Source organism: Haloarcula sp. KBTZ06, from assembly GCF_048595605.1.
Classification (GTDB): domain Archaea; phylum Halobacteriota; class Halobacteria; order Halobacteriales; family Haloarculaceae; genus Haloarcula; species Haloarcula hispanica.
Genome location: NZ_CP184337.1, coordinates 2,543,938 through 2,569,655, shown reverse-complemented (window position 1 = coordinate 2,569,655; position 25,718 = coordinate 2,543,938). Strand labels below are relative to the sequence as shown.

The 25,718-nt window shown below is 64.0% G+C and carries 29 protein-coding genes; 19 read left to right on the top strand and 10 right to left on the bottom strand.

Annotated features, from left to right (window positions below):
- The first annotated feature begins 2 nt into the window (after positions 1-2).
- A complete protein-coding gene (gene cbiQ / locus ACNO8S_RS13410) occupies positions 3-794 on the top strand; it encodes a cobalt ECF transporter T component CbiQ (RefSeq protein ID WP_014041400.1) in 792 nt (263 codons plus the stop codon).
- Positions 791-1,603, top strand: coding sequence for an energy-coupling factor ABC transporter ATP-binding protein (locus ACNO8S_RS13405; RefSeq protein WP_050037126.1), 813 nt, complete (start codon positions 791-793; stop codon positions 1,601-1,603). The genes cbiQ and ACNO8S_RS13405 overlap by 4 nt, the downstream gene beginning before the upstream one ends.
- A gap of 41 nt (positions 1,604-1,644) precedes the next feature.
- Here the strand turns inward: ACNO8S_RS13405 and ACNO8S_RS13400 are convergent, their stop codons facing one another.
- On the bottom strand, positions 1,645-2,172 hold the full coding sequence (locus ACNO8S_RS13400) for a phosphopantetheine adenylyltransferase (RefSeq protein WP_050007467.1): 528 nt from the start codon (positions 2,170-2,172) through the stop codon (positions 1,645-1,647).
- Positions 2,173-2,309: 137 nt separating this feature from the next.
- Between ACNO8S_RS13400 and ACNO8S_RS13395 the strand changes: the two genes are divergently transcribed.
- The 3 genes from ACNO8S_RS13395 (at position 2,310) to ACNO8S_RS13385 (ending at position 5,774) form a co-directional block, all read left to right on the top strand.
- Entirely contained in the window at positions 2,310-3,299 is a 990-nt protein-coding gene (locus ACNO8S_RS13395; protein ID WP_050037125.1) for a ring-cleaving dioxygenase, read from the top strand.
- Between the two features lie 82 nt (positions 3,300-3,381).
- On the top strand, positions 3,382-3,753 hold the full coding sequence (locus ACNO8S_RS13390) for a hypothetical protein (protein WP_050007460.1): 372 nt from the start codon (positions 3,382-3,384) through the stop codon (positions 3,751-3,753).
- Positions 3,754-4,013: 260 nt separating this feature from the next.
- Positions 4,014-5,774 (top strand): alpha/beta fold hydrolase, encoded by a 1,761-nt coding sequence (locus tag ACNO8S_RS13385; protein WP_014041395.1) that lies wholly within the window; start codon positions 4,014-4,016, stop codon positions 5,772-5,774.
- Between the two features lie 82 nt (positions 5,775-5,856).
- Here ACNO8S_RS13385 and ACNO8S_RS13380 read toward each other — a convergent pair whose 3' ends face one another.
- On the bottom strand, positions 5,857-8,139 hold the full coding sequence (locus tag ACNO8S_RS13380) for a nitric-oxide reductase large subunit (RefSeq protein ID WP_014041394.1): 2,283 nt from the start codon (positions 8,137-8,139) through the stop codon (positions 5,857-5,859).
- Between the two features lie 175 nt (positions 8,140-8,314).
- Here ACNO8S_RS13380 and ACNO8S_RS13375 point away from each other — a divergent pair, with 175 nt between their 5' ends.
- Positions 8,315-8,887 carry a YbhB/YbcL family Raf kinase inhibitor-like protein gene (locus ACNO8S_RS13375; RefSeq protein ID WP_014041393.1) on the top strand — a complete coding sequence of 191 codons (573 nt, stop codon included), beginning with the start codon at positions 8,315-8,317 and terminating at the stop codon, positions 8,885-8,887.
- A 197-nt stretch (positions 8,888-9,084) separates the two neighbouring features.
- Positions 9,085-9,264, top strand: a complete 180-nt coding sequence (locus tag ACNO8S_RS13370) for an HVO_0416 family zinc finger protein (protein ID WP_004515335.1) — start codon at positions 9,085-9,087, stop codon at positions 9,262-9,264.
- Between the two features lie 276 nt (positions 9,265-9,540).
- On the opposite strand, the gene ACNO8S_RS13365 is transcribed toward ACNO8S_RS13370, so the two are convergent.
- Positions 9,541-10,035, bottom strand: a complete 495-nt coding sequence (locus ACNO8S_RS13365; RefSeq protein ID WP_023843422.1) for a PadR family transcriptional regulator — start codon at positions 10,033-10,035, stop codon at positions 9,541-9,543.
- Positions 10,036-10,167: 132 nt separating this feature from the next.
- Here ACNO8S_RS13365 and ACNO8S_RS13360 point away from each other — a divergent pair, with 132 nt between their 5' ends.
- From ACNO8S_RS13360 to ACNO8S_RS13350, 3 genes are all read left to right on the top strand, one after another.
- A complete protein-coding gene (locus ACNO8S_RS13360; RefSeq protein WP_004515333.1) occupies positions 10,168-10,518 on the top strand; it encodes an ArsR/SmtB family transcription factor in 351 nt (116 codons plus the stop codon).
- A gap of 28 nt (positions 10,519-10,546) precedes the next feature.
- Positions 10,547-10,846, top strand: a complete 300-nt coding sequence (locus ACNO8S_RS13355) for a DUF7521 family protein (protein ID WP_014041391.1) — start codon at positions 10,547-10,549, stop codon at positions 10,844-10,846.
- 81 nt (positions 10,847-10,927) lie between these two features.
- Positions 10,928-12,769 carry a UvrD-helicase domain-containing protein gene (locus ACNO8S_RS13350; RefSeq protein ID WP_014041390.1) on the top strand — a complete coding sequence of 614 codons (1,842 nt, stop codon included), beginning with the start codon at positions 10,928-10,930 and terminating at the stop codon, positions 12,767-12,769.
- Between the two features lie 198 nt (positions 12,770-12,967).
- On the opposite strand, the gene ACNO8S_RS13345 is transcribed toward ACNO8S_RS13350, so the two are convergent.
- A complete protein-coding gene (locus tag ACNO8S_RS13345) occupies positions 12,968-13,222 on the bottom strand; it encodes a DUF7533 family protein (RefSeq protein ID WP_050007461.1) in 255 nt (84 codons plus the stop codon).
- A gap of 111 nt (positions 13,223-13,333) precedes the next feature.
- On the opposite strand from ACNO8S_RS13345, the gene ACNO8S_RS13340 reads away from it, so the two are divergent.
- On the top strand, positions 13,334-13,825 hold the full coding sequence (locus ACNO8S_RS13340; RefSeq protein WP_014041388.1) for a metallophosphoesterase: 492 nt from the start codon (positions 13,334-13,336) through the stop codon (positions 13,823-13,825).
- Between the two features lie 3 nt (positions 13,826-13,828).
- On the opposite strand, the gene ACNO8S_RS13335 is transcribed toward ACNO8S_RS13340, so the two are convergent.
- The gene (locus tag ACNO8S_RS13335; protein WP_420182063.1) at positions 13,829-14,893 is read right to left on the bottom strand and encodes a type II glyceraldehyde-3-phosphate dehydrogenase; all 1,065 of its coding nucleotides are present in this window, start codon (positions 14,891-14,893) and stop codon (positions 13,829-13,831) included.
- 191 nt (positions 14,894-15,084) lie between these two features.
- Between ACNO8S_RS13335 and ACNO8S_RS13330 the strand changes: the two genes are divergently transcribed.
- A complete protein-coding gene (locus ACNO8S_RS13330) occupies positions 15,085-16,038 on the top strand; it encodes an aminopeptidase (protein ID WP_050007463.1) in 954 nt (317 codons plus the stop codon).
- 67 nt (positions 16,039-16,105) lie between these two features.
- Here the strand turns inward: ACNO8S_RS13330 and ACNO8S_RS13325 are convergent, their stop codons facing one another.
- On the bottom strand, positions 16,106-16,519 hold the full coding sequence (locus ACNO8S_RS13325) for a DUF1648 domain-containing protein (protein WP_014041386.1): 414 nt from the start codon (positions 16,517-16,519) through the stop codon (positions 16,106-16,108).
- Between the two features lie 110 nt (positions 16,520-16,629).
- Between ACNO8S_RS13325 and ACNO8S_RS13320 the strand changes: the two genes are divergently transcribed.
- From ACNO8S_RS13320 to ACNO8S_RS13310, 3 genes are all read left to right on the top strand, one after another.
- Complete coding sequence (locus ACNO8S_RS13320; RefSeq protein WP_008307750.1) at positions 16,630-17,283, top strand: HVO_0476 family zinc finger protein; 654 nt, start codon at positions 16,630-16,632, stop codon at positions 17,281-17,283.
- 1 nt (position 17,284) lies between these two features.
- A complete protein-coding gene (locus ACNO8S_RS13315) occupies positions 17,285-17,908 on the top strand; it encodes a protein-L-isoaspartate(D-aspartate) O-methyltransferase (RefSeq protein ID WP_420182062.1) in 624 nt (207 codons plus the stop codon).
- A 62-nt stretch (positions 17,909-17,970) separates the two neighbouring features.
- On the top strand, positions 17,971-18,702 hold the full coding sequence (locus ACNO8S_RS13310) for a protein-L-isoaspartate O-methyltransferase family protein (protein WP_050007464.1): 732 nt from the start codon (positions 17,971-17,973) through the stop codon (positions 18,700-18,702).
- On the opposite strand, the gene ACNO8S_RS13305 is transcribed toward ACNO8S_RS13310, so the two are convergent.
- Complete coding sequence (locus tag ACNO8S_RS13305; protein ID WP_008307753.1) at positions 18,699-19,145, bottom strand: DUF7382 domain-containing protein; 447 nt, start codon at positions 19,143-19,145, stop codon at positions 18,699-18,701. The genes ACNO8S_RS13310 and ACNO8S_RS13305 overlap by 4 nt on opposite strands.
- A gap of 75 nt (positions 19,146-19,220) precedes the next feature.
- Here ACNO8S_RS13305 and ACNO8S_RS13300 point away from each other — a divergent pair, with 75 nt between their 5' ends.
- Positions 19,221-20,285 carry an ATP-binding protein gene (locus ACNO8S_RS13300; RefSeq protein WP_151103836.1) on the top strand — a complete coding sequence of 355 codons (1,065 nt, stop codon included), beginning with the start codon at positions 19,221-19,223 and terminating at the stop codon, positions 20,283-20,285.
- 14 nt (positions 20,286-20,299) lie between these two features.
- On the opposite strand, the gene crcB is transcribed toward ACNO8S_RS13300, so the two are convergent.
- The 3 genes from crcB to ACNO8S_RS13285 are packed head-to-tail and all read right to left on the bottom strand — an operon-like array spanning position 20,300 to position 21,392.
- The gene (gene crcB, locus ACNO8S_RS13295) at positions 20,300-20,659 is read right to left on the bottom strand and encodes a fluoride efflux transporter CrcB (RefSeq protein ID WP_014041381.1); all 360 of its coding nucleotides are present in this window, start codon (positions 20,657-20,659) and stop codon (positions 20,300-20,302) included.
- The gene (locus tag ACNO8S_RS13290) at positions 20,659-21,042 is read right to left on the bottom strand and encodes a fluoride efflux transporter FluC (RefSeq protein WP_023843421.1); all 384 of its coding nucleotides are present in this window, start codon (positions 21,040-21,042) and stop codon (positions 20,659-20,661) included. Before ACNO8S_RS13290 ends, crcB begins: the two co-directional genes overlap by 1 nt.
- 2 nt (positions 21,043-21,044) lie before the next feature.
- On the bottom strand, positions 21,045-21,392 hold the full coding sequence (locus tag ACNO8S_RS13285; protein ID WP_008307758.1) for a hypothetical protein: 348 nt from the start codon (positions 21,390-21,392) through the stop codon (positions 21,045-21,047).
- Positions 21,393-21,701: 309 nt separating this feature from the next.
- Here ACNO8S_RS13285 and ACNO8S_RS13280 point away from each other — a divergent pair, with 309 nt between their 5' ends.
- The 3 genes from ACNO8S_RS13280 to ACNO8S_RS13270 all read left to right on the top strand — a co-directional run bounded on the left by ACNO8S_RS13280 (position 21,702) and on the right by ACNO8S_RS13270 (position 25,645).
- Positions 21,702-23,663, top strand: a complete 1,962-nt coding sequence (locus ACNO8S_RS13280; protein WP_050007466.1) for an archaea-specific SMC-related protein — start codon at positions 21,702-21,704, stop codon at positions 23,661-23,663.
- 44 nt (positions 23,664-23,707) lie between these two features.
- Positions 23,708-24,325 (top strand): rod-determining factor RdfA, encoded by a 618-nt coding sequence (gene rdfA, locus ACNO8S_RS13275; RefSeq protein WP_008307760.1) that lies wholly within the window; start codon positions 23,708-23,710, stop codon positions 24,323-24,325.
- 216 nt (positions 24,326-24,541) lie between these two features.
- Positions 24,542-25,645, top strand: coding sequence for an aminotransferase class V-fold PLP-dependent enzyme (locus tag ACNO8S_RS13270; protein ID WP_014041378.1), 1,104 nt, complete (start codon positions 24,542-24,544; stop codon positions 25,643-25,645).
- Positions 25,646-25,718 lie beyond the last annotated feature (73 nt).

Below are 25,718 nucleotides of genomic sequence, written 5' to 3'. Positions count from 1 at the left end.
TGATGTCCGGCAGAGACCTGCTCGACCGGACCGTTGCGGCCATCGCGGCCAGCGCCCAGTGGTTCCTGCTCGCTGAGGACCTGCCGGACCGGGACGGGTTTCTCCAGGCCGTCACGCCGACGGTCAAGCTCGTCGGCGTCGCGACGCTCGTCGCCCTTACCGTGACACAGCGGACACTGGCAGTCGTCAGCGCGCTCGCGCTCCTCGCTTCGGTGCTTGCGGCCATTTCTCGGATACCTATCCGTACTTTCTTGGGGCGGCTGACCGGCCCGCCGGCGTTCGCGTTCGTCGTCGTCGCGCCACAGGCCATCCTGATGGGTGGTCCCTCGCTTGGCTCGCTCCCGCTCTCGGCCGCTGGCGTCGACTACGTGCTTACGTTCGCCGTCCGCGTAACCGCGTGTGTCGGCTTCCTGTCCGTGCTGCTGTTGACCACCCGCTTCGCCGACCTCTTGGCGGCGTTTCGCCGGCTCCGGGTCCCGTCGATTGCCGTCTCGCTGCTCGGAATCACGTACCGCTATCTGCTCCTCTTTTTCGCCGAACTCGAACGCATGGTCCGGGCTCGCCGGAGTCGAACCATCGCCGAGCCGAGCCTCCGCCGGAACTGGCGCGACTCGGGGAACTTCGTGGGCTCGTTTCTCGTCCGCAGTCTGGAACGCGGCGAGCGGGTCCAGCGGGCCGCTCGCGCTCGTGGCGGGACTGGCTCGACGCCGGCACAGCCCCGGGAACCGCTCGGGCGGGCCGACCTCGCCTTCGGACTGGTCGTCGCGCTCGCCGTCGTGGTGGTGGTCGCGTGACTGCTATCGAGGCGACTGACCTCCGGTACGCATACCCCGATGAAACGCTGGCCGTCGACGGCGTCGATGTGTCCATCGAGCGCGGCGACCGCGTAGCGCTGCTCGGCCCGAACGGGGCTGGCAAGTCGACGCTGCTGGAACTGCTGGGCGGGCTGGTCGACCCCGATGGCGGGCGGGTCCGGTACTTCGGGGAGACGACCGACGCCGACACCGTCCGCAGCCGTCTGAGCGTCCTCACGCAGAACCCTGCGGACTACCTGTTCAACCCGACCGTTCGCGAAGACCTCGCCTACGGGCCGGCGCAACTCGACTGCGAGCGCGCGGAGGTTGACCGCCGCGTCGAGCGAGTCGCGGCCCGGCTCGACCTCGACGGCCTCCTGTCGAAGCCGCCGTTCCGGCTCAGCGGCGGTGAACAGCGCCGGGCTGCTCTCGCCAGCGCGCTCACCGTCGAACCGGACGTACTGTTGCTCGATGAACCGGTGAGCAACGTCGACGCCGCGAACCGGGAGACGATTCTCGACCTGCTGGACGAACTCGCGGCCGAGGGCGTCACGCTCGTCGTCTCGACGCCGGACACCGAACTCGTCCCGCACGTCGCGGGCCGGGTCCTGTTGCTCGACGATACCGGCACGATTGCCGCGAGGGGGCCCACCCGCCGTATCCTGACTGATACTGACCTGTTGCGGGACTGTGACCTGCGCCCGCCACAAGTCGTCAGACTGTTCGAGGGCCGGACGGACGACGTGCCACTGACCGTCGCGGGGGCCGCCGAACGGCTGGACGCGGACGGTCCGGATACCATGGAGTGACGGTCTGACGCGCAGAGAAACTGGCGCTTTTCACACCACCCTCACTCTGACGCGTCGAGCAGGCGGCCGTGTACGTCGATTTCGCCGTTCCGAATCCGGGTGCTGCTGATCCGCGTGCCGTCTTCGGCGACGACAAACGGCGGCGTGTGGATCTCCAGCGGGTGGAGCCCCGCGTCCCGCCGCTGCTGATTGAGTTCGTAGGCGCGGCGCTGTGCCTTCGCCTCCGGCGAGGCGACGAGCGCATCCACGTCGGCCCGCGTCGCGGCTGGTCCTTGCGTGTCCTCTAATTGGAGAATCTCGTAAGTGGCGGTGTATGACTCGCCTAACTGGCCCAACTCGGCATCGAGCGCGGCATGGCGGTCGTCGTACGCACCCAACTGCTCCGCGTGTCCCGGGTCGCTACGCGTCTCTGTAGCCAGTTCGGAACTCGTCAGACCGACGATGACGTGGCCATCGCCACGTCCGTCGTGGCTTGCGGTCTGGAACGCCTTGTGTAGGAGCGCCCGGTGGCCGTTGTGAATCGGTGTGAAGGTCCCGCCGAGAATCGCTGTCCGGTCCGCGTCTGCCATACGCGAATGTCCCACCAGTGTCATATATAACTGCTGTCCGTCGCATGACTCGCCAGTGCCAACAGCTTCTACCGACTGTACCCCGGTAACACTCACGTCAGCAGTCACTCAAGTAGTTCCGGCACGTATTGCTCCCAATGACCGAAGCCACCCCTACTCCGGGCATCCATCACGTCACATGCATCGCGAGCGATCCCCAGCAGAACATGGACTTTTGGGTCGAAACGCTCGGGCTCAGGCTCGTCAAGCGCTCGATCAACCAGGACGACCCCAGTACGTACCACTTCTTCTTCGCCGACGCCGCGGGGAACCCCGGGACGAGCATGACGTTCTTCCCGTGGGAGGACCACGCACAGGGGAAGGTCGGCTCTGGACAGGTCTCACGCACCGCGTTCCGCGTTCCCGAGGGAAGCCTCGACTACTGGGAGGACCGCTTCGACGAGTACGGCGTCGACTACGACGACCGTGTCGAGCGGTTCGGCGAGACCGTCCTCCCGTTTCGCGACCCGGACGGGCTCCCGGTCGAACTGGTCGAAGTCGGGATTCCCGACGACGACCCGACCGAGCCGTGGACGGAGTTCGTTCCCGAAGACGCCGCCATCCGCGGCTTCCACTCCGTGACGCTCTGGCTCGCTGACCCCGAACCGACGGAGGACCTGCTCCAGAAGATGGGCTTCGAGGAAGTCGGCACCGAGCAGGCACAGGGCGATACGCCCGGCGACGAGCGGACCCGCTACGCCGCGACGGGGTCTGTCGGGAAGTACGTCGACGTGTTGCCGACTATCGAGGGCGGCCGGCAGGGCCACGGCACGGTCCACCACGTCGCCTTCCAGACGCCGACCGACGAGGACCAGCAGTCGATGCGCGAGGCCGTTCGCGGTGCGGGACTGCGCCCCACGTCACAGATCGACCGCCACTGGTTCCGCTCGGTCTACTTCCGGGAGTTCGGCGGCGTGCTGTTCGAACTCGCCACGAGCGGCCCCGGGTACGACAGCGACGAACCGCTTGATGACCTCGGTGGCCGGCTGGTGCTGCCCGGGAAGTTCGAGGGCCGACGCGAGGAAATCGAGGCGGGGCTCACGGACGTGACGATTCCCCGGCCAGCGGCCGCCGAAGCCGACGACTAACGCCACCGAACCGACCGGTATCCGCTTCATTCTTCCTGTTAGCCTGTGAGTAAATATGAGTGTCCGGACTGTTCCGTGTCATATGTCCACAGAGGGGCAGGAGTACGTTATCGCGCCGTGGGGTGAGAGCGAGTGTGAGACGACCGATATCACGGTCGATCTGCCGTCCCGGGAGCTCGCGGCCCAGCTGGAAGTCCCGACGAGCGTGCTAGACCGCATGGCACAGCTCGGCGACGAGCACGACATCCCGGTGACGCAGGCGCTCGGGGAGCGGCTGGAAATCAACCGGGCGCGGGTGTCGCTCTGTGCCGCGAAGTCGGTTGACGACGTGGCCGCGGTCCAGCAGCATCTCACGGACGCCCGCGAGCACCTGTCAGGCGTCGAAGCGCTCGATACGGCTGATCTCGAAGCTGACATCGAACACCTCTGGACCAACGAACTCGGCGGCGCGTAACCTCGTCCATGGGGCGAGTAATTGAAACTGAAGTGGCTATTTGTGACCGTAGATGCCCGATAAACCGGTTTATTGATAACGCCGAATAATTGGTAATGAAGTGGGAATCGGAGCACTGCCCAGTACGTGGGTGGAACCTGCCACCCATTTCAACGGGTTAGAATACCGTTTTCAGCGCCGTTCCCAATTCTTTACCGTTGGCTTGGAGTTTACAGTAAGTTTAATTCACTGAGTGTCTCACCTGCGTCCGTGGTATTATCATGAACGATGATAGACGACTGTGGTTCGTCGCTGCAGTGTCGCTACTCCTGATATTCAGCGGGAGCGGGCTCGCATGGACAGTACAAACAGACGCCGGTTCCGTCGAGGTTCGCGACGTGAAGTTCTCCGGGACCAACGGGACGATGATGAGCGGGACGCTGTACATCCCTGAGGAGGCGAGCAGCGCTTCCCCACAGCCGGGGGTGTTAGCCGTCCACGGCTACATCAACTCGAAGGAGACGCAGTCGCCGTTCGCTATCGAGTACGCAAGGCGAGGTTTCGTGGTTCTCGCTATCGACCAGACCGGCCACGGCTACTCGGACCCGCCAGCGTTCAAAAACGGCTACGGTGGCCCCGACAGCCTCGAATATCTCCGGTCGCTGGACTACGTCGATAACGAAAACATCGGGCTCGAAGGCCACTCGATGGGTGGCTGGACTGTCATCACGGCGGCCGCGGCCCATCCGGACGGGTACGAGTCGATGGTCATCGAGGGGTCATCGACTGGGTCGAACCGTGCCCCCGAAGGTACTGACTCGTTCCCACGGAACCTCGCCGTCGTGTTCAGCGAGTACGACGAGTTCGCCCCGTTGATGTGGGGGACGGCGAGTGCGTCCGACGTTGAGCAGAGCGACAAACTCCAGACGGTGTTCGGCACGGACAGCGCCGTCGAGGAGGGGCGTACCTACGGCAGTGTCGAGGACGGGACCGCACGGCAACTGTACACCCCGGCAACCACTCACCCCGGCGACCACTTCTCGACCGCAGCCATCGGCGCGTCCATCGAGTGGCTCCAGCTAACGCTCGAAGGCGAAGACGAGATGGACCCGAGCAACCAGGTCTGGTACTGGAAATCGCTCGGGACCTTTGTTGCCCTCATCGGCGGCGTGCTGTCGCTGTTCCCGGTCGGCGGCCTGCTCATCGACCGGGCACCGACCGACAGGCTCCGACGGGAGTACCCCGACGGGAAGGGGATGACCGGCGCGAAACGCTACGGGGCGTCGCTGCTCGCCGCCGCGATTCCGATTGTGACGTACTTCCCGTTGCAAGACGTTGCACCGGCGATTATCGGCCTCAGTTGGCTGTTCCCACAGCAGATCAACAACGGCGTGATCGTCTGGGCGCTGGGGAACGCGGTCATCACCGCGGTGCTGTTCGCGGTGTGGCACTACACGACTAACGCGGACGACCCCTCGGTGTCGCTGGCGAGCTACGGCCTCGATACGGGCGACGGCGCGCGGACAGTCGGCGTCTCGGTCCTGGCCGGTGTCGTTACCGTCGGTGTGCTGTATCTGCTGGAAGCTGTCGTGGCGTTCCTGTTCCAGACGGACTTCCGCATCTGGGTGTTCGCCATCAAACTCCTGTCCCCGGCGCAGTTCCGGATCAGCTTCTCGTATCTCTTGCCGCTGTTTGCCTTCTTCGTCGTCCTCGGTGCGCTCCTGCACGGTCAGCTCCGTCCCGAGGGCGAGTCCCGGTCGCTCCGCCGCGCGATGGCGACGAACTGGCTCATCGTCGTCGGTGGGTTCGTCGTGCTGCTGGCGGTTCAGTACATCCCACTGCTGACTGGCCAGCCCCTGCCGCTTGGCCACCCGCTGCTGACAATCCTGGCGCTGCAGTTCGTCGCCCTGCTCAGCATCGTGGCTTTCGTCAGCACCTACTTCTTCAGGAAGACGGGTCGGGTCTGGGTCGGCGCGACGATCAACGCCGTCCTCGTGACGTGGGTCATCGTCGCCGGGACGGCGACGCAGTTCCCCGTCTAGATCCGACGGGTCACTCTCTTCTCGTTGCTGTCGGCGAGCCGTGTTCCGGCCGTGATGACCACAGCCGAAACCCGGCGGTAACTCAGTCGTCGCTCATGACGCCCTCCGCGACGGCCATGTCCTCGACCGTGGGGTCGTCCTCGGACCGCCGGAGGACGAACCGCTTGCGGATCAGGTCGGCCGCGTAGATGGCCGTCCCGAGGATGATGAGCGTGTCACCGGGGAGCCGCGCCCAGAACAGCGTCTGGACGAGCGGCTGGTTGTAGAACGCCACGCTCCGGGCCGCGGCGTAGCTCCCGGTGAACGCCGCCTCCAGTTGGAGGAATCCGACTGGGAGGACGGAGACGAACACCATCAGCGCCAGGCCGACGTTCCAGCACCAGAACGCCGCCCGGAGCCAGGAGCCGTCCCAGCGGCCGGGCTTGATGGCGAGCTGGAGCATGTAGGTGACCATCCCCAGCGCGAGGAAGCCGAACGCCCCGAACATCGCGGCGTGGGCGTGGCCGACCGTGAGGTAGGTGCCGTGCTCGTAGTAGTTGATGAGCGGGAGGTTGATGAAGAACCCGAGCACGCCGGCACCGACGAAGTTCCAGACCCCGCTGGCGATGATGAACATGAACGGGAGCTTGTAGGGGAACCCACCGGTTTCCGACATCGCCCGGTACTGGCCCAGCGCCTCGTAGAGGATAAACACCAGCGGGAGCAGCTCAAGCGTCGAGAATACGCTCCCGATGGGGACCCACATGTCGGGCATGCCGACCCACCAGTAGTGGTGGGAGACGCCGATGACGCCCGTACTCATCACCAGCAGCGCCTGGAGCATGACCGCCTTCTCGGCGCTGCGGCGGCTGAGCAGGTTCATCGACACCAGCGTCAGCCCGATGATGGCGACGATGAAGAACTCGAAGGCCCCTTCGACCCACATGTGGACGACCCACCAGCGCCAGAACTCCGTGACGGCGATGTTGGTCTCCGGGGTGAAGAAGAACCCGGCGGTAAACAGCAGTGCAATCGAGCCGCCGGCGTACAGAATCATGTGGGCGAGGCCGAACACCGGCTCTCGGTCTAGCAGCGGTTTCAGGCCCCGAATCGAGAGGACGGCCCACAGGCCGAAGCCGACGAGCAGTCCGACCTGCCAGACCTTCCCGACTTCGAGGTACTCTAGCCCTTCGTTGCCGAACAGCCACCAGAGGTCGCCGAAGTAGCCGTGCGACCCGAGCCAGATGCCGCCGAGGCCGCCGACGGTGACGACGACGATGGCTCCGAGCAGCACGTTGATGTACGTCGACTGGCGTTTGGGCTCGTGGCCGGTCAACAGCGGCGGCAGGAACAGCCCGGCACCGAGCCACGTCGCGGCGATCCAGAGAATGCCCAGGTCGATGTGCCAGGTCTTCGCCATCGCAAACGGCAGAATCTGGAGGATATGGACACCGAAGATTTCCTCGATGCCGAAGAACCCTGCCCGTTCGATGTAGAAGTGGGCGAGTAATCCACCGAGTAACACCTGCGCGAGGAACAGCCCGGCGGCGACCGGGATGAACCGCAGGGCGGCCCGCTGGCTGGGGAAGATGCTCACGTCGCCCGGCTCGGGAACCGAGAGGTCGCCGGCGGACGGTTCCGGGAGGCTGACGGACTGGTACAGCCAGATGCCGCCACCGGCGGCGGCGACGAGCAGGACCATTGCGATGACGCTCCAGGTCATCGCCGCGCCGGTCGCGTCGTTACCGGCGGCCGGCTCGTAGGGCCAGTCGTTCGTGTAGGAGTGTTCGCCGCCAGGTCGGTCGGTGTGGGAGAACCACGCCGTCCACATGGCGAAGTCGGCGAACTGTCGGGCGTCGGCTTCGGAGTCGATCATCCCCTCAGGGACGCCCCGTTCGTGGCTGCCCTCGTGGTACCGCTCGACGTACTCCTGACGGACCTGCTCGTGGGCGTACAGCTCTGCGGCGGAGTACTCGATGTTCCCGCCCTCGTACTCCCCACTGAGGTCCTGTTTCACGTCGTCATCGACGGCAGCCTGTTCGGCCGTCGACAGCGAGTCGTACTCGGTCCCGTAGCGCTCCTCGGCGTAGTACGTCCGCATGTGCTGGGTTTTCAACTCCAGCGAGTCGGCGGTGTAGTCCGCGCCGTAGTACGCGCCGTTCCCGAGAATCGACCCGTGGTTCATCAGCCCGTTCTTCTGGAACGCCTTCTTCCCGTCGCGGATGTCCTCACCCGTGACAAGCGTCTCGCCGTCGGGTCCGACAACCTGCTCCGGGATGGGTGGCGCTTCCTGATACGCGATCCACGCGCCAGCCCCCATGACGACGAGGTTGAAGACGAACGCGGCGGCGATCACCTTCGCGATCGTTTTGCGTTTGAGTTCCATGTGGTTGGAACTCCAGTATCCCAAAATAAGAAGGGGGTAAGACGTTCTCAGTCGCTGGCGACGGGCGGGAACATGTTCGCCCTGATAGGGACCAGTGATGTCCCTTCACCGGATTTGGTGTGGTACGTGGCGGGGTATCACAAGGCAGATTACGACCTGTCCCTCCCACTCTGGTATGCGCCGTCGCCACCTCCTCCAGACGCTCGGGGCGTCAGCACTGGTCGGGAGCGCGGGCTGTACCGGGCAGTCGGACGACACGACACCGGCTTTCGAAGTGTCGAGCCCCGCGTTCAGTTCCGGGGACGAGCTTCCGGCCCGGTTCACCTGTGACGGCGATGGCGTTTCGCCACCGTTCGTCATCGAGCGCGTCCCGGAGCCGACGGCAGCGCTCGCTGTCACAGCCGAGTACGACGGCGGCGTGTTTAGCCAGCCGGTGTTCTGGACGCTGTGGAACGTCCCGCCAGAGACGGACCGGATTCCGGCCGGCCTCCCTCGCGAGCCGACCCTCGACGCGCTCGGCGGCGCTCGACAGGGAACACAGCCCCCCAACGAGCCGGGGTACGAACCGCCGTGTCCGCCGGCCGGCCAGCCGTACGAACACCGGTTTCAGGTGTTCGCTCTCGACGAAATGCTTTCCATCGAGGGTGGGACAGAGCAGGAACAGGCGTCAGAGGCCATCGCGAACGCGCTCATCGCAAGCGCCCGCATCACTGTTGATTACACCCACCCGGTTGCGACCGACAGCTAACGGGTGGTATCGGAGACAACCGGGCCAGCGCACCGTCTGAACGACTGCTCATCTGATGTTGTCTTCTGGTTGTACGGCTCCTGAGTGGCACGGCTCGCTGTGACTGACCGTCTCGTCGCGCGTGGTGCGTCGTTACTTATGGCAATGTTTCACAATACCATTAAACCTATATACTGATGTGATATACCATAGCATGTATGGCGTCCGCACCGAGTAGTGACGATATGTTCGACGAGTTCCTCTCCCAGCGTGGCCACGACGTGGACCAGAGCGGTTGGGAAGAGAGCTATAACAAGAAGCAGTGCCCTGATTGCGGCGGTCTTCACGAGTCGACAGCGGCACAGTGCTCGGTGTGTGGCTGGACACCGGTACGGTAAGGATACTCCCTTTTCATCCCTTCCGCCTTCATCCGGTAGCGGTGGTACTGACCCGTAGAACCGACAGTTCGCTCTCTGTCGGGACGAGCTTCGCTACGTCTCGTGTCTGGACAGCAACAGCTCAGGCAGTCGGGACTGTATCACGTTGCGCAGAAAGGAAGTGGGGAGTCTTTGTGTGGCCAGCCGACGGTTGGGGGGTGGTGTGTCGGCGAGCCGACCGGTTCGTAGCCGACGATTGGGGGGTCGTGTATCGGCAGACTGACCGGTTTGTGGTGGTTACAGCGCATCGAGCGACGCGTGGAGGAACAGCCCGAGCGCGAGATGTTGGGACGCGGACGTTGCGATCTGCTCTTTCGCAGCCGCATCGTCCGCGATTCCGTACTGTTTCGTCTGGACGAGTTCGTGCATTTGGAGCGTGCCATCCGCTTCTAACTCGTGTAGCCGGGGGTACACTGTCCCCGGACTCAGTTCGGCACCGAACTGGGCTTCCAGTTCCTCCATCAGTCCGGTCCCGTGGGTGCCACCATCGGCGACTGCGATCATCGCCAGTAGGATCTCTTCCAAACTCTGTGTGACCAGGCCGTCATCGACTGCGGTCTCGCCGTCGACGACGTCGTCAATGACCGGGTCCAACGACTCCGTGATGGCGTCACGACTGGGTGGGTCATGCGATTCCGGGCGCTCTGTCTCGCCGAGAGGGGTCACTCGCTCATCGGCGTTCTGGCCCTGCATCTTGCCCGTCGTCACGCGACGGAGGTTGTCTCCGGACATCGTCTCACCTGAACGCAATCCGCAGTGAGCACTACAGGGGCTATCATCATATAAACGGGGCAGTGTTTTCTGAACGTGAAACCACCACAGTGCTCGAAAACGCTTATATAATATGACGCGAATCTTGGTGTAGTGGCTGAGGAACAGAGCATCGAGGAGATTCTCGATACAATCGGTGACCAGCACGCGCGCCGTGTGCTCGCCGCAATCAGTCGTGAACCGCAGTCGGCGAAGGAACTCGCGGAGGAGTGCGACCTCTCGCTGCCGACGGTGTATCGACGTATCGAACTGCTCGACGAGTACGACCTCGTCACCGACCGAACGCTCGTCGCCGAGGACGGAAACCACTACAAGGTGTACGAGTCCAACTTCGAGTCGACGGTCATTTCGCTCGAAGACGAGGAGTACAAAGTGCGCATCTATCGGGAGGAGAACCTCCCGGACCGGTTCAGTCAGCTCTGGGACGAGCTGAACCCGGAATGAATTCACTCTCCAGCGGAGGCGTGACTGCATGACGACCGGCGTGGCTATCGCACGCGGCGTGCTCATCCTGATGCGGATGGTGGTGTTCGGGCTGACGCTCGGGATCACCCTGATTAGCTTCCAGGCCTACCGGAAACGCCCGTCAGAACGACTACAGTACGCGTTCGTTGGCTTTGCGTTCATCAGTATGGGTGTCGCTATATCCAGTGTCATCACGCAACTGAGCGCCGGCGAGACCGGTGCCATCGTTCGCGTGTTCTTCCAGATGGCGGAGACGATTCCGTTCATCATCGGGTTCGCGATGCTGTACGTGTCGCTGTACCGATGAGAAATCCGTTCGGGTGCGCCTGTTAGTTGTCGTCCCCGTAAAGCACGTTGTTTATTTGGCCGCGGTCCCACTACATGTTCAATGACTGATTCGACCACCGAGGTTGTCCGCCTGTTCGGTGGGCCCGGTAGCGGGAAGACGACGGCGCTGCTCGACCGCGTCGACGAACTGCTGGAAGACGACGACGTCGATTTCCGTGACGTACTGGTTGTCTCGTACACGCGTGCGGCGGCCGCCGAGATCCGTGAGCGACTCGCGGACCGACTCGGCCTGTCCCCTCGTGCCCTTCGCGGGAACGTCTGTACGATGCACGCGAAGGCGTACGAACTGCTGAACCTCTCCCGCGGCGACGTCGTCGGCGAGGACGACAAGGAGGCCTTCTGCGAGGAGTTCGGCATCGACTACGAGGACGAGTACGAGGGCTCGCGCCGTCGCTCGGCCCGCTCGACGACGCTCGGGAACAAGATCATCGCGACGAGCCAGTGGCTCCAGCGCACCCGACGCGACGTGGCCGACTGGTACGACGTGCCCTTCAAGTGGGACGACGAGGAAGTCCGACTCCCGCCGGAGATCGACGACAACGCCCAGACCGGCAACAAGTACACGCCGACGTGGCCGACCGACGACGACCGTGTGGACGTGCCCGCCGCCATCCGCGGCTGGCGCACCTACAAGGGCGAAAACGACTTGACGGGCTTCGCCGACATGCTCGAACGGGTCGCCCAGCGCTCGCTGCTCCCCAACGTCGACTACCTCATCATCGACGAGTTTCAGGATATCACGACGCTGCAGTACGACGTCTACGACGAGTGGAAACCCCACATGGAACGGGTGCTCATCGCTGGCGACGACGACCAGGTCGTCTACGCCTGGCAGGGCGCGGACCCGGACCTCCTGCTCGAAGAGGTCGTCACCCAGGACGAGGTGCTGCCCAACTCCTACCGGCTCCCCTCGCGCATCCTGAACGTCGTCAACCGCGAGGTCCGCCACATCGAGAAACGTCAGGAGAAAGACCTCAATCCGCGCAAGGAGGGCGGCCGCGTCGAGGCGGTCCAGAACCCTTCGATGTTCGACCTCTCCCGGAACGTCACGCGGACCATCGAGCAGTCCGATGAGACGGTGATGGTGCTGTTCCGGGCCCGCTACCAGATGTTCCAGTTCATCGACGAGTTCATCGACAACGGGATCCCCTTCTCCTGTCTCACCGACCAGCGGATGTGGACCGATCGGCTCACCCAGTACGTCAACGGGCTCGAAGCCGTCGAAGCCGACGAACCGCTCACGGTGCTGGAAGCACGCCGTCTCGCGGATATGCTCGTCGACTCCGCCTTCGGCACGGGCGAGCGCGACGACCTCTTCGACGCGCTCGAAGAGATCGACGAGTCCCACGAGGACGAAGACATCGCCGATATCGAGATCGACCCTGACGTCGTCCACGACCACGTTCCCTTCCTCCCCGACGCGGCCTCGGCGGGCGACATGCTCCGGAAGGTGACCAACTTCCAGGAGCGGACCGTCGACGCGTACTTCACCGGCGATTACACCGGGATGGACGCCGACCGGGTCCGCGTGGGGACGATCCACTCCGCCAAAGGTCGCGAGGCCGATCATGTGTTCGTCGCGACCGACCTCACCGAGAAAGTCGTCGAGCAGATGGCCGCGACTGTCGACCAGCAGGGTATCGAGGTACCCGGAATGGACGAGTTCACGAAACATACCAGTCCCGTCCCGACGCTGACCGACAACGAACGGCGCGTGTTCTACGTCGGGATGTCCCGGGCTCGCGAGCGACTCGTCCTGCTCGAGAACCTCGTCGACGGCGCGCCGACGCTCCCTATCGACGTCTTGCTGGAAAACGAGCCAAGCGACCGCTCCATCGAGCAACTGCTCGACGACGCCAGCGAGACCATCGCGGCCGACTGAAGCCGCCGATTTCCTTCCTCGTCGATGATTCCACCTTCCAGGTAGTACCTCGTCTCGTCGCGCTCGACGTGGCGTTCGAGCGCGTGTTCGAGGAAAGCCCGTCCAGAAGGCCGAGGAATCGCGGGCCGAAACGGTCGAGGAACACGACCACATGGCGGCGGTGGACAGAGTCACCTCGGACCGCTGGCGCGACGAGAGTTAGTCGTCGTCGCTACTGTTCGGTGGCTTCCCGCCGGGGAGCGCACTCCGCGCCCGCCCGGCGATTGCACCGGGGATGTCTGTCGGAGAGGGAGCGACCCACTCGATAATCAGTAAGGCGGCGGCTAACCCGAGAAAGACCGCACCGATCGCCGTCTGGCCGCGGGCGAGGTTGTCGACGCCGAGAAGGGTGACCCGCGCGGCGAGTACGACCGCGACCATCAGCTCGATTGTCCCGATGAGTCCCCGTGCCATCGGCCGTCGTAGGCGGTGACTAAACAAAAACGTCGCGCCTGTGTGACGACGGCGGTCCCACCTGTGTCGTGGGCCACACGTTCAAGTCGCTCCCGGCTGAACGTCGTCGGTATGCAGATCGGCATCGTCTCGGACACGCACGACAACGCCGCGCAGGTCGAAGCCGCAGTGGAGACGTTCTCGGAGGCGGACTGTGAGACGGTCGTCCACTGCGGCGACTTCGTCGCCCCCTTCTCGGTGACGCCGTTCGACGGCGACTGGTCGTTTTACGCCGTTCGTGGCAACAACGACGGCGAGTGGGCAGTCCAGTCTACCGTCGAGGAATTCGGCACGTACTTCGGCGAGATGGGCGAGCTGACCATCGATGGGCACACCCTCGCGGTGTATCACGGGACCAGCGGGGAGATCGTCGACGCGCTGGTCGACTGTGGGAGCTACGACTACGTTTTCCACGGCCACACGCACGAACGCGGTCACGAGGAGCGCGGGGGCACGGAACGAATCAACCCCGGCGGCATCTCGATTCCGCCGGCCTCCGAGCCGTTCTCGGTTGCGACGCTGTCGACGGACACCGGCGAAGTCGAGTTCCACGAACTGGGGTGAGAATCAGTCGTCGGCGTGACTGTCGACGCGCTGTGGACTGCCGTCGTGTTCGACGAGGCCGCGCCCGACACCGAGGGCTTCGTCGGTCCGTCGGATGCTCTTCTCGGCGCTTGCGGTCCGCTCCGAGAGCGCGCGAACGGCGTCGATGTTCTCCGGCACGACATCGGCTTCCTGGTGAATCGCCTGAAACAGGTAGAGGTCCCGCCCTTGGACTGTGATTGATTCGGCCCAGATACAGTTCTCCCACACGTCACCGCGCGGGCGACCGGCATCACGGGTGTACTCTTTGAGTTTCCCTGCACCGTCGATACCCAGCGTCTTCGGGATGAGGAACAGTCGCGATTCGTCGGTCAGTAGCGACGTGACTTCCTCTGTCGTTGGTTCGCTTTCCAGCGTGACGTTGACGCTGTGGGTGTGCATCTGCGTTGTCGGGACCTTCATCCCCATCGTGTCGATGTCGAGGTCGGGAAAAATCGTCTGGACGTCAGGACCGTGGTGGGAGGGGATTTCGACGGGGTCGGGGAGTGTGTCGTTGATGGGGCCACGACCGGTCTGGCCCGGGTCGGCACCGCGCCGGACCAGTGTCACGCGCGATTTCTCGACGCCGTATGATTCCTTGAGCGGCGCGAAAAGGCGTGAAAGTCCAGTCGTATTGCAGGAGACGACGCGGGCCGTGTCAGCCCCGACTGCGTTCTCGTAGTTGGCGCGAGCGTTGAAGCTCACGTCTGCCACATCGGCGTCCTCCCCACCCTGGAAGATGGCTGGCGTATCGTGCTCGGCGTACAGCGGCGCGTTGGCCGCGCCGACGCCACTTGGCGTGGTGTCGACGACCACGTCGCTCGTTTCAATGAGGTCATGGACCGTACCGGCCGTCGCGAGATCGGCTTCATCGAACGGTTCGCGGCCGTCCGCGGCGTAGAGGTCGTAGCCGCGGTCGTCTGCGATAGTTGCCTCGAAGTTCGGCGAGCGCTTTGCGACGCCCGCAACTGTCATATCTGGCTGGACACGCACCGCGTCAGCGACGCGTTTCCCGATGGTGCCGAAGCCGTTGATGCCCACGTGGAGCATACACGTCCATATCTCCGGGGAGAGTATATTCTTTGTGATTAATATACGGAGAAATTAACTCACATAGTTGTACCTCTGGCGATTGTGAGCTTTGACCACATTTCTCTGAAAACACTGAGACGTAGCGCGTTTCGACGCCCTGCGCCGACAGTCCATCAAGAGTTATTCAGTCGGAGTACGCAATCAGTTGTATGGACAACTCGTCGCTTCGCGCGCCCGCCGAGACCGCTGTCAAACAGTGCCTGAACCTCCAGTCCGACGAGTCATGCGCCGTCGTTACTGACGACCAGCGGAAATCAATCGGCGAGGCGCTGTATCGCGTCGCCGCGGAGATTACCGATAACGCCGTTTTCGTACGCTACCCGCCGGGCGAACAACACGGTTCGGAACCGCCTGCGCCGGTCGCTGGCGCGATGGAAACTGCCGATGTCGTGCTCGCGCCGACGACCAAGAGCCTGAGCCACACAGAAGCCCGGACCGACGCCAATGAGGCCGGCGCTCGCGTTGCAACCTTGCCCGGTATCAGCGAGGGCGTGTTTCTGATGGGATTAGACGCCGACTACCACCGCATCGAACAGCACTGCAAGGACGTGCTGGCGCAGGTCGAGGACGCCGATGAAATCCGAGTCACGTCGCCCCAGGGGACCGATATCACGTTCGGCATCGGTGCGCGCGAGTGGCACATGGACACCGGTATCGTCCACGAGGCTGGCGAGATGTCGAACCTCCCTGCCGGCGAGGTGTTCCTCGCTCCGGAGACTGCCGACGGCACGTTCGTCGTCGACGGGACGATGCGCCCCCACGGCAAACTCGACGGCAAGCGTCTCACCTTTGAGGTCGAAGACGGCTACGTCACGGATATCGACGACCCCGATATCCGCGCACAGGTCGAGGAGGCTGCCGAGGAGGTCGGCCGGGACGCCTACAACCTCGCCGAGCTCGGCATCGGTACGAACGTCGCCGTGACCGAACTCGTCGGCTCCGTCCTCCTAGACGAGAAGGCCGGCGGGACGGTCCACATCGCTATCGGCGACGACCACGCGATGGGCGGCGACGTGCACGCGCCGATCCATTTGGACGGGATTTTGACGGAACCGACCGTGTATGCGGACGGCGAGGAAGTGGAACTTCCTCGCGTCGAGTGAGCGGCGAGAACGGACTCCCACAAAGACCCGTGAATAGCGGACGCTGACTGACAGCCAACCGCCGCTATCAGTCTACGTATTCTGCTTTCAACGCGTACGCGACCATGACAACCGTCCAGACGAGCGACCCGACGAGGACGATGTCGAACGGGACCGAATAGCCGAGGTTCCACGCGAGCACGAGCCCGTGTATCCCACTCATGAACGCCATCGTTGCGACGGTGATGGTGGCTGCCACCCGCGGCACGTCCGGCGGGTCGTAACGGAACGCCAATTTCAGCACAATGAGTGTTGCGAGCATCAGCGCCGGCATGAGAACGACACCGACCGGCTTCGAGACGTAGTTATCGGGCGTGCCCGACGCGGAGAAGTGAATCGCGACCTCTGCGGGGAGGCGCGACCAGACCGCCACGCCGGCCAGGGCTGTCAGGGCGATGATGGCACCGCTTGCGATGTCAGTACGGCTCTGTCGGCGCGCCATACCCGTTGTTTCGTCCCGCCGCTCAAGAAGGTCGGCGTGACTGTGCGAGTGAGAACCACGAGCAGCGCCGTGGCGACGACCATTTACGGGAGCGTAGTCAACGACTGCATATGACAGACGCTACACCGGGCGACCGCATCGCCCTCCCGTGTCCGGCCTGTTCGCCGGACCTAGAAACGGTTCACGAGGTGCTGAAGCCGGGCGGCCATGTGACGGTTCGCTGTACGGACTGCGACCACGTCCACAAGGAACAATTGCCGGAGGAAGAGACGCTGAAGCGAAGCGTCGTTGTCTCACAGGACGGGGACTCCTTTACCGCCGAGGTCGACGTCCCAGCAGAGGAAGAACTGTCCGTCGGCGAGGAGTTCCTGCTGGAGACGGAGGAAGCAGTTGTGACGGCGCGGATCACCAGTCTGGAGACCGCGGACGGCCGCGAGGACGAGGCGGCCGCCGAGGACGTCGAGACCATCTGGTCGCGGGCGGTCGGGAACGTCTCGGTCAACGTCACGATGCATCCAAAGGACGGCACTCACGACGAGACCGAGAGCTTCAAGCTCCACGTCCCCGGCGACTACGAGTTCGTCGTCGGCGAGACCGAGGAGTTCGGCGAGGAGGAGTTCACCGTCGAGGGGATTCACGTCCGCGACGACGCACACGGCTACGACCACGAGAACATGGACCACGACGGCGACATGGGTATCGCGAAAGACATCAACCGACTGTACGTCAGGGACGAGTCGACCACGGCGTGGTCGGCGTGGTAGGATGGCCGACTGGGGCCGAAAACGGTCGCGGCTGGCCGACCGCCTTCGCGAGCGTGTCTCCGACGAGGCCGTTCTCGCGGCGATAGCGTCGGTCCCCCGCCATCGGTTCGTTCCGGACGACAGGAGACACGACGCCTACGCCGACCGTCCGCTCCCGATCGGGTCAGGTCAGACGGTTTCTGCGCCGCACATGGTTGCAATCATGTCCGAGTTACTGGACCTGTCCCCGGGGGATCAGGTGTTAGAGGTCGGTACGGGGTGTGGGTACCACGCCGCGGTGACCGCCGAACTGGTCGGCCCCGAGAACGTCTACAGCGTGGAGTACCACGCATCGCTGGCCGACGAAGCACGGGAAACGCTGGAAGCGACCGGCTACGGCGACGTTTCCGTTCGCGCCGACGACGGCAAGGAGGGGTGGCCCGACCACGCCCCCTACGATCGGACGTATCTCACATGTGCCGCGCCGGAGTTCCCCGCCCCGCTCGTCGACCAGACCCGCACCGGTGGTCTCTTGCTGGCTCCAATCGGTGACGGGCGACAGCGTCTCATCCGCGCGGAGAAACAGGCCGACGGCACGCTCGATAGCGAGGACCACGGCGGCGTTCGATTCGTCCCGCTCCAGTAGGGTCTTTCGACAGACGCCGCCGTTGTCGCGCCATTGATATAGCTCTGGTCGAATATACTGGTATGGACCCAGCGGTACTGCGGGACGACATGGTCGACAGCCTGCAACACGAGAGCAAGGGTGTTGTCCGGAGCGCGTGGCTGTCGGCAGCGATGCGTGCCGTCCCCCGGGAGGCCTTCGTCGGCGAGCAACAGGCCTACTCCGACCGCCCGTTCGAGCGCCTCGGCACGCGCGTGCTCTCGCCCAGTACCGCCGGTCGAGTGCTCGAAACCCTGTCACCCGAAGAAGACGACGACGTGCTCGTGGTCGGTGCCGGTGTCGGCTACACGGCCGCGGTGCTTGCAGAACACGTCGGTGCGGCCAACGTTCACGCGATAGATATCACGCGGCGGCTCGTCATCGAAGCGCGGCAGAACCTGGCAGAAGCAGGCTACGACGCCGTCCTCGTTGATCGCCGCGACGGCGCTGCCGGGCTACCCGAATACGCGCCGTACGACCGCATCCTTCTGGAAGCCGCCGCAATCGACCCGCCGCGGGCGCTCCTCCAGCAACTGACCGATGACGGTCGACTGGTGATGCCGCTCGGAACCGGTGAACAGTCCCTCGCTGTCGTGGAGGCCGACGGCTCGGTCGAACGACACGGCACCGTCGCGTTCCAGCCGATGCTCGTCGAGGGCGAGCAGGCCGACACCGTCGAGCGCAACCGGACCCATCGTGAAGACCGCGAGCGCGCCCGGCGGGCGGCCCAGTCCCGCGCCGGCTGGGAGCAGGAGTGGATCGACTGGGACGGCTAGGGCGACTCGACGACGAGCAGGTCGGTGTTCGAGCGGGCGTCCTCGTAGTTGCTCCCCGCTGGTGGTTTCACCTCGAACGTGACCGTGCCGTCCTGTTGATTCGGTCCGAGCGACGGCGACAGTGAGAGGGTCGCGTTCCCTGCACTCCCTGTCTCGCCAGTCTTGACCGACGAGAGCGTTGCAGTCCCGCTTTTCGCGACCACCGTCGCGCCGGAGACGGGCGACCCCTTCGAGTCGACGACAGTGACAACTACGTCCTGTGTCCCCGGATTAGCCACTTCGGGGTGTGGTTCAACATCGACCTCGGTTACTTGTAGCGTCTCGATTCCGGAGATGGTGCTCATCATCACGGAGAGGCAGGCGACGCCGACCACCAGCGCGATGACCAGGCGGATCGGCAGTCCCTCGATGGCACGTTCGTCGCGCCACAACGAATCTGACATGTGCTGGGGTGGCCCCGGGTTCGTACTTGAATCCCCGGACGAACGTTCAAATATCAGAGCGGAGCAACCGCCGGCATGGTCGTTATCGGACGTGAGGGGGCGACGGGGGCGACGGCGCGGCTGGGTCACTATCGGGCCCGCGACGGGAGCCGCGGCGCTGCGGTCGACCTCGATGTCGACCGGCCACACGTCGGTCTCGTCGTCGGCAAACGCGGGTCGGGGAAGACGTACACGCTCGGCGTCCTCGCCGAGGGCCTGCTGGCTGCCGAGGGGGTCGCGCCGGTCGTCGTCGACCCGATGGGGGCGTTCACGCCACTTAGCGCCGCGGACGTGTCTGCCACGGTGGTCGACCCCAGCGTTCGCGCGGACGCGCTCGACCCGCGCCAGTGGTGTACGGTGCTCGGCCTCGACCCCGAACGGGGCGCGGGCGCGCTCGTGTGGCGAGCGGCGAGCGAGCGTGCGACGCTTGGCGGGATGCGTTCGTGGGTGGCCGATGCCGATGTGGCGGCGAGCACCGCCCGCGCGGCGACGAACCATCTCGCGCTCGCCGCGTCCTGGGGCGTCTTCGAGCCTTCGGGTATCGAGGTGGAGACGCTGTGCAGCGACGGCCTGACCGTGCTCGATATGTCGGAATTCGCTTCCCGACCGGCCGGTGCGGTCCTCGCCGCTGTCGCGACCGCGCTGTACGATGCCCGGGTGACTGACCGGACGGACCGACTGCCCTGGCTGCTGGTCGACGAAGCCCACGCGTTCACCGACGGCGTCGCCCGGCGTCCGCTCCGTCGGCTCGTCACCCGGGGCCGCCAGCCCGGCGTGAGTTGTGTGCTCGCGACACAGCGACCTAGCGCTGTGCCACCGACGACCGTCTCACAGACGGACCTGCTCGTCGCCCACCGACTGACGAGTACGGCAGACATCGACGCGCTACAGGCGGCCCAGCCGACGTATCTCGACGGCGATTTCACGGCTCGACTGCCAGAGACGACCGGCGACGCGCTCGTCGTCGACGACGATACTGAATCCGTTCATCATGTAACGGTCCGCGAGCGGCGGACGCCCCACGGCGGCGAGACGCCGCGAGCCAGCGATCTCAAAGCAGACAGGGAGCACGAAGCTCGTACAGGGGGTTCTGAAATCTGATGGTCCGGCACGAATCACACGATCTGTACGACGCCCCAGGCCAATCCGATCCCGGCCAGCGCACAGGCGAGGTTGGCGACGGCGTTGAGTACGGCCAGCGCCACGTAGCCGTCCTCCCATAGCCGCACCGTCCCGACCGAAAACGAGGAAAACGTCGTGAACGAGCCACACGCGCCGACACCGACCAGCAGCGCTGCATCGCCGGTGACGCCAGCAAACGTCAGCAGTCCGAGGACGAAGCTCCCGATGACGTTCACCGTGAGCGTCCCGAGCGGGAACGTCTCTCGCTGGACAGCCCCCGCCAGGTAGTGACGACAGAGCGCGCCGATAGCGCCGCCGGTCCCGACCAGATGCGCCGGCTCGATAGCGACCATCAGCGGCCACCTCCGGCGAACAGCCGGACGGCCTCACGGCCGACGAGGACACCGGCAAACCCCAGAGCGTAGCTGCCGACGATGTTCGCGACAGCCCACTCGGGCGTTAACACCGTCTCCACTGCGAACGTGCTGTAGGTGGTAAACGACGAGATGAAGCCGGTCGACGCGGCCAGTTTCGTCTCGCTGGCCAGCGCACCGACCTGCAGCCCTTCGTACACGAGCACGCCGAGCGCGAAACTGCCGCAGACGTTGACCAGCAGTGTCCCCTGTAACCCCGGAACAAAGAGGCCGACGAAGTACCGGAGGTTCGAGCCGGCGAAGCCCCCCAGACCCACAAGGACGATAGTTTCGACCGTCACCAGTGGGTGGGTGTCTGCCATCTTCACTCCCCAAGTATCTCCGCTAGCCGCGCTTCACCGAGCGTGTCGACGAGCTGTGCGAGTTCGATAACCCGTTCTTCGCCGAGCGCGTCGACGAGTTCACGGATCTCTGCCGGGTCGAACGTTCGGGCGACGTAGCCGAGGTTCTCCACCATCCGCGTCGTCCGGTCTAGTGTCTCTTCGTCGGGTCGTAGCGTTAGCGGCCGGTTCGTGAACTTGCCGTTTTCGTTGAAGTAGCAGAACCGTAACTCGGCGGTGTCGCTGTCATCCGGATCGACGATCTGCAAGACACCGTACCCACTGTCCCACTCGTCCAGTTCGACCTCGAGCAGCGTTTCGTAACGGGTCATACGACCTGCTTCCGATCACGCCGACTTATAGGTTGGCATCTGAAGAGACTCACAAGCGGTTAAGATTGCTATCCACAATAAAACAGTAGTATAAGAGAGAGAAACCTCCTCTCCCTCCCGTCAATCCTTCTGTATCGGAATAATATTGGTACAGGTGTTATTCCGGAATCGACTGTCAGTCTGTGCGCTGTCTGCCGTGTCTCATCGCCGTCGAGTCTGGCGTGTCCGCCCGCACTCGGGGCGCCAAGTGTGTAATTTGGTTTTCGGCAATGAAATTATTTTTATATCCGCTCCGACTACAGCAGACCAATGCCAGAATCAAAGCAAGGATCTAGTGTCGCCCATTTTGATGTCACCAATATCGGTGGGATCGACGAGACATCAGTCGATATTCCACCGGGTGTGACGGTGCTGACGGGAAAGAACGCCACAAACCGGACGTCGTTTCTGCAGTCTATTATGGCGGCAATGGGGAGTACGCAGGCCACGCTGAAAGGCGACGCCGACGAGGGGAGCGTTGCCCTCACGTATGGGGATGAGGTGTACGAACGGACGCTCACGCGGGCGGGGGATGCTGTTCAGTTTGACGGCGACGGCTACCTCGACGACCCCGAGGTCGCCGACCTGTTCGCGTTCCTCCTCGAAACCAACGAGGCGCGCCGGTCCGTGGCTCGTGGCGACGATCTCCGCGAGATCATCATGCGGCCGGTCGATATCGACGCGATCCGTTCGGAAGTCGAACAGCTGGAAGCGGAGAAAGGCGACATCAACGACGAACTCGCCACGGTTGAATCCCGCCAGCGCGACCTTCCGGACCTCGAACAGCGCCGGACCGAACTCCGCGAGCAGATCGAGGAGAAGCGCGAGGAACTGGCCGAGCGCGAGGAGGAGATCGACAACAGCAGCCGGGACATCGAGGAGAGCCGTCAGGAACAGGACGTCCTCGAAGAGAAACTCGACGAACTCCGCTCGACGCGGTCGGACCTCGAATCCGTCCGGCGGGACATCGAGGCACAGGAGGAGAGCATCTCCTCGCTGAAACGCGAACGGTCCGACCTCGAAGACGAACTGGACGAACTGCCGGAGACGCCGATGGGCGACCAGCAGCACCTCGAAGACGAGATCGCAAGCCTGCGCGACCAGCGCCAGCGGCTGAACAGCGAGATCTCCGACCTTCAGAGCCTCATCCAGTACAACGAGGAACGGCTCGAAGAGGAAGACTACGACGTCATTCAGTCACTCGAAGACGCGCCCGAAGGCTCCGACGGCGCGGTGACGGAGCAACTCCTCGAAGGCGAGGACGAGGAATCCGTCGTCTGCTGGACGTGTGGCTCGACGGTCGACCGCGAGCAGATCGAAGACACCGTCGACCGCCTGCAGGACCTCCGCCGGGGGAAGGTCGAGGACCTCAACGACATCAAGTCGGAACTCGACGATCTCAAGACCGACCAGCGCGAGGCGGAAAAGAAGCAGCGCCGTCGCGAGAACGTCGAGCGGAAGATACAGGAGACCGAAACGGAGATCGAACGCCGCGAAGAGCAGATCACCTCGCTGAAGGAGCGACGCGAGGAACTGACTGACGACGTCGAGTCGCTGGAAGACGAGGTCGACAACCTCGAATCCGAGGACTTTGACGAGATCCTCTCACTACACCGGGAGGCAAACCAGCTCGAGTTCGAGATCGACAGCCTGGAATCCGACCTCGACGACGTATCAGCCGAAATCGAAGAGATCGAGGAGATGGTCAAGCGGGCCGACGACCTCCGCGAGGAACGCGACGCCCTCGTTGAGGAACTCACCGACAAGCGGACGAAAATCGACCAGATCGAGGCTAACGCTGTCGACGAGTTCAACGAGCACATGGACGCTATCCTCGGCATTCTGGAGTACGAGAACCTCGAACGCATCTGGATCGAACGCGTCGAGCAGACCGTCCGCGAGGGGCGCCAGAAGGTCGACCGAACGGTGTTCGAACTCCACATCGTCCGGACCACCGAGAACGGCGCGGCTTACGAGGACACCATCGAGCACCTCAGCGAGAGCGAGCGCGAAGTGACCGGGCTCATCTTCGCTCTCGCGGGCTATCTGGTACACGACCTCCACGAGAGCGTTCCGTTCATGCTGCTCGACTCGCTGGAGGCCATCGATTCGGCGCGGATCGCCGAACTCGTCGAGTACTTCGCCGACTACGCCGAGCATCTCGTCGTCGCCCTCTTGCCGGAGGACGCGCAGGCGCTGGACGACGACTTCAACCGCATCACCTCAATCTAACCCCGTAGTCTTTTAGTTCCGGTTACCGTACGTGGGAACAACAGATGGCGAATACGACAGACGGCCGGCCGTCGAGCAAAGTCGCTCGGCTCATCGACGAGTACGAACTCGATGGACTCGGTGCGGAGATGGAGGCCCGCTGGACGGGCGACGGTGAAGAGCGCATGAGCCTTCGTGACCTCGCGGAGTTTTTCAACAAGCGCCTCCTCGAACGCGAGTTGGTCGATGCGGGCCTGAGTGCCCTCGAAAGCGACGTGGAATCGACCTACGAGAACCTCACCGGTGACGACATCAGCACAGGTGTCAGGACCGACACCGTCAACCGACTCGAACGCAACGGCGTCGACGTCGATGGTCTCGAAACCGATTTCATCACCTACCAGGCTATCCGGTCGTATCTGAAGGAGTGGCGCGGCGCGGAGTACCAGGGGCTGTCCGACGACGAGAAGATCGAAAAGGACCTCGAGAGCATTCAGCGGCTACTGACCCGAACGCTGTCGGTCACCGACCAGCGCATCGAGAAACTACGCGATACGGGCCGCATTGACATCGAGGACTTCGAGGTGTTTCTGGACGCGCAGGTGCTGTGCCAGTCGTGTGGCAGCCAGTACGCCGTCGCGGAGTTCTTCGAGCAGGGCGGTTGTGAGTGCCAGCAAGACTGAGTTACCACTCTACGTCTTCCCTGACTGTCGGGATAGACTCAACGATTCGAAAACGTCGAAACAATCGACAGAGTTTGTGAAACACAACAAAGTAGAATATACGGTAGCTACGGGTAGTCGCAGAACCAGAATCGTACTACTGTTCCGGAACCCCGACTGCGAAACTGCCTACTGGCTCACACAGGGCTGAAGGCGTCGGGGGCCATCGGAACGGACATGGACCCAGCCGAGCTCCGAGCGTCGATTCCGGCACTCGAACGGTGTACGTACTTCAACACGGGGGCAAGCGGGCCGACGCCGCGCCCCGTAGTCGACGCTGCGACGGCGTTTCTCGAACGCCACGCCTTCGATGCACCTGCCGGCGACGGCCCTTACACGGTTGCGTGGGACGCTATCGCGGCGGCCCGCGAAGTCGTCGCCGGCCACATCGGAACCGAGGCCGCCAACGTCGCGTTCACTCGCAGTACCGCCGATGGGGTCAACATGGTTGCAGGGGCTATCGACTGGCAGCCCGGCGACGTAGTGGTCCGGACCGACCTCGAACACCCCGCCGGAACGCTCCCGTGGGACCGGCTGGCCGACACCCACGATATCGAGGTCCGCGTACTGGAAACCGAGGGTGGGCGGCTCGACATGGCTGACGTAAAAGACGCCGTGGCCGACGCCAGACTGGTGGCGCTGAGTTCGCTCACCTGGACACACGGGACCAGACTTCCGGTCGGGGACGTCGTCGACGTGGTCCACGACGCCGGCGCACAGGTGCTCGTCGACGCCGTCCAGTCCGTCGGGCAACACCCCGTCGACGTGACCGAGTGGGGCGCGGATTTCGTGGCCGCAGCGGGGCACAAGTGGTTGCTTGGTATCTGGGGCGGCGGGTTCCTCTACGTCGACCCCGACGCCTACGACCGACTGCGCCAGACTCGCATCGGCTACCGGAGCGTCGAGAATCCCACTGGGGACGGATACGAGTACTACCCGGGCGCGCGCCGGTTCGAGGTCGGCACTACCTCACCGGTCCCGTACGTCGCGCTCGCGAACGCCATCGAGACGGTCGAGGCCGTCGGATTCGATACGATTCAGGCCCGCGTCGAACGGCTGACCGACCGGCTCAAGGACGGCCTCGGCGACCGGCTGCTGAGCCCCCGCGACTACGAGTCGGGACTCGTGACGTTCACTGCCGACGACCCCGAGGCGACCGTCGAGCGACTCGCGGCCGAGGGTGTCATTATCAGGTCACTCTCCCACCCCGAGGCGCTTCGGGCGTCGGTCCATGCGTTCAACACGGCTGACGATGTCGACCGCTTGCTCGACGCGCTGTAGTTCTCTCAACGCATCCCGCCTCGACTGTGGCTCTCACTGGCCCGGACTTTATTGCCCCGGCCAGCCGTTCACG

Bases quoted from the DNA above. Each gene is read 5' to 3' on its own strand.
- ACNO8S_RS13355 (WP_014041391.1), top strand. From the start codon at position 10,547: ATGACGACCGGCGTGGCTATCGCACGCGGCGTGCTCATCCTGATGCGG.
- ACNO8S_RS13310 (WP_050007464.1), top strand. From the start codon at position 17,971: ATGGACCCAGCGGTACTGCGGGACGACATGGTCGACAGCCTGCAACAC.
- ACNO8S_RS13380 (WP_014041394.1), bottom strand. From the start codon at position 8,139: ATGGAACTCAAACGCAAAACGATCGCGAAGGTGATCGCCGCCGCGTTC.
- ACNO8S_RS13330 (WP_050007463.1), top strand. From the start codon at position 15,085: ATGGACAACTCGTCGCTTCGCGCGCCCGCCGAGACCGCTGTCAAACAG.
- ACNO8S_RS13365 (WP_023843422.1), bottom strand. From the start codon at position 10,035: ATGTCCGGAGACAACCTCCGTCGCGTGACGACGGGCAAGATGCAGGGC.
- ACNO8S_RS13345 (WP_050007461.1), bottom strand. From the start codon at position 13,222: ATGGCACGGGGACTCATCGGGACAATCGAGCTGATGGTCGCGGTCGTA.
- ACNO8S_RS13400 (WP_050007467.1), bottom strand. From the start codon at position 2,172: ATGGCAGACGCGGACCGGACAGCGATTCTCGGCGGGACCTTCACACCG.
- crcB (WP_014041381.1), bottom strand. From the start codon at position 20,659: ATGGTCGCTATCGAGCCGGCGCATCTGGTCGGGACCGGCGGCGCTATC.
- ACNO8S_RS13270 (WP_014041378.1), top strand. From the start codon at position 24,542: ATGGACCCAGCCGAGCTCCGAGCGTCGATTCCGGCACTCGAACGGTGT.
- cbiQ (WP_014041400.1), top strand. From the start codon at position 3: ATGTCCGGCAGAGACCTGCTCGACCGGACCGTTGCGGCCATCGCGGCC.
- ACNO8S_RS13340 (WP_014041388.1), top strand. From the start codon at position 13,334: ATGCAGATCGGCATCGTCTCGGACACGCACGACAACGCCGCGCAGGTC.
- ACNO8S_RS13320 (WP_008307750.1), top strand. From the start codon at position 16,630: ATGACAGACGCTACACCGGGCGACCGCATCGCCCTCCCGTGTCCGGCC.
- ACNO8S_RS13305 (WP_008307753.1), bottom strand. From the start codon at position 19,145: ATGTCAGATTCGTTGTGGCGCGACGAACGTGCCATCGAGGGACTGCCG.
- ACNO8S_RS13315 (WP_420182062.1), top strand. From the start codon at position 17,285: ATGGCCGACTGGGGCCGAAAACGGTCGCGGCTGGCCGACCGCCTTCGC.
- rdfA (WP_008307760.1), top strand. From the start codon at position 23,708: ATGGCGAATACGACAGACGGCCGGCCGTCGAGCAAAGTCGCTCGGCTC.
- ACNO8S_RS13280 (WP_050007466.1), top strand. From the start codon at position 21,702: ATGCCAGAATCAAAGCAAGGATCTAGTGTCGCCCATTTTGATGTCACC.
- ACNO8S_RS13385 (WP_014041395.1), top strand. From the start codon at position 4,014: ATGAACGATGATAGACGACTGTGGTTCGTCGCTGCAGTGTCGCTACTC.
- ACNO8S_RS13370 (WP_004515335.1), top strand. From the start codon at position 9,085: ATGGCGTCCGCACCGAGTAGTGACGATATGTTCGACGAGTTCCTCTCC.
- ACNO8S_RS13375 (WP_014041393.1), top strand. From the start codon at position 8,315: ATGCGCCGTCGCCACCTCCTCCAGACGCTCGGGGCGTCAGCACTGGTC.
- ACNO8S_RS13395 (WP_050037125.1), top strand. From the start codon at position 2,310: ATGACCGAAGCCACCCCTACTCCGGGCATCCATCACGTCACATGCATC.
- ACNO8S_RS13335 (WP_420182063.1), bottom strand. From the start codon at position 14,893: ATGCTCCACGTGGGCATCAACGGCTTCGGCACCATCGGGAAACGCGTC.
- ACNO8S_RS13290 (WP_023843421.1), bottom strand. From the start codon at position 21,042: ATGGCAGACACCCACCCACTGGTGACGGTCGAAACTATCGTCCTTGTG.
- ACNO8S_RS13350 (WP_014041390.1), top strand. From the start codon at position 10,928: ATGACTGATTCGACCACCGAGGTTGTCCGCCTGTTCGGTGGGCCCGGT.
- ACNO8S_RS13390 (WP_050007460.1), top strand. From the start codon at position 3,382: ATGTCCACAGAGGGGCAGGAGTACGTTATCGCGCCGTGGGGTGAGAGC.
- ACNO8S_RS13325 (WP_014041386.1), bottom strand. From the start codon at position 16,519: ATGGCGCGCCGACAGAGCCGTACTGACATCGCAAGCGGTGCCATCATC.
- ACNO8S_RS13285 (WP_008307758.1), bottom strand. From the start codon at position 21,392: ATGACCCGTTACGAAACGCTGCTCGAGGTCGAACTGGACGAGTGGGAC.
- ACNO8S_RS13300 (WP_151103836.1), top strand. From the start codon at position 19,221: ATGGTCGTTATCGGACGTGAGGGGGCGACGGGGGCGACGGCGCGGCTG.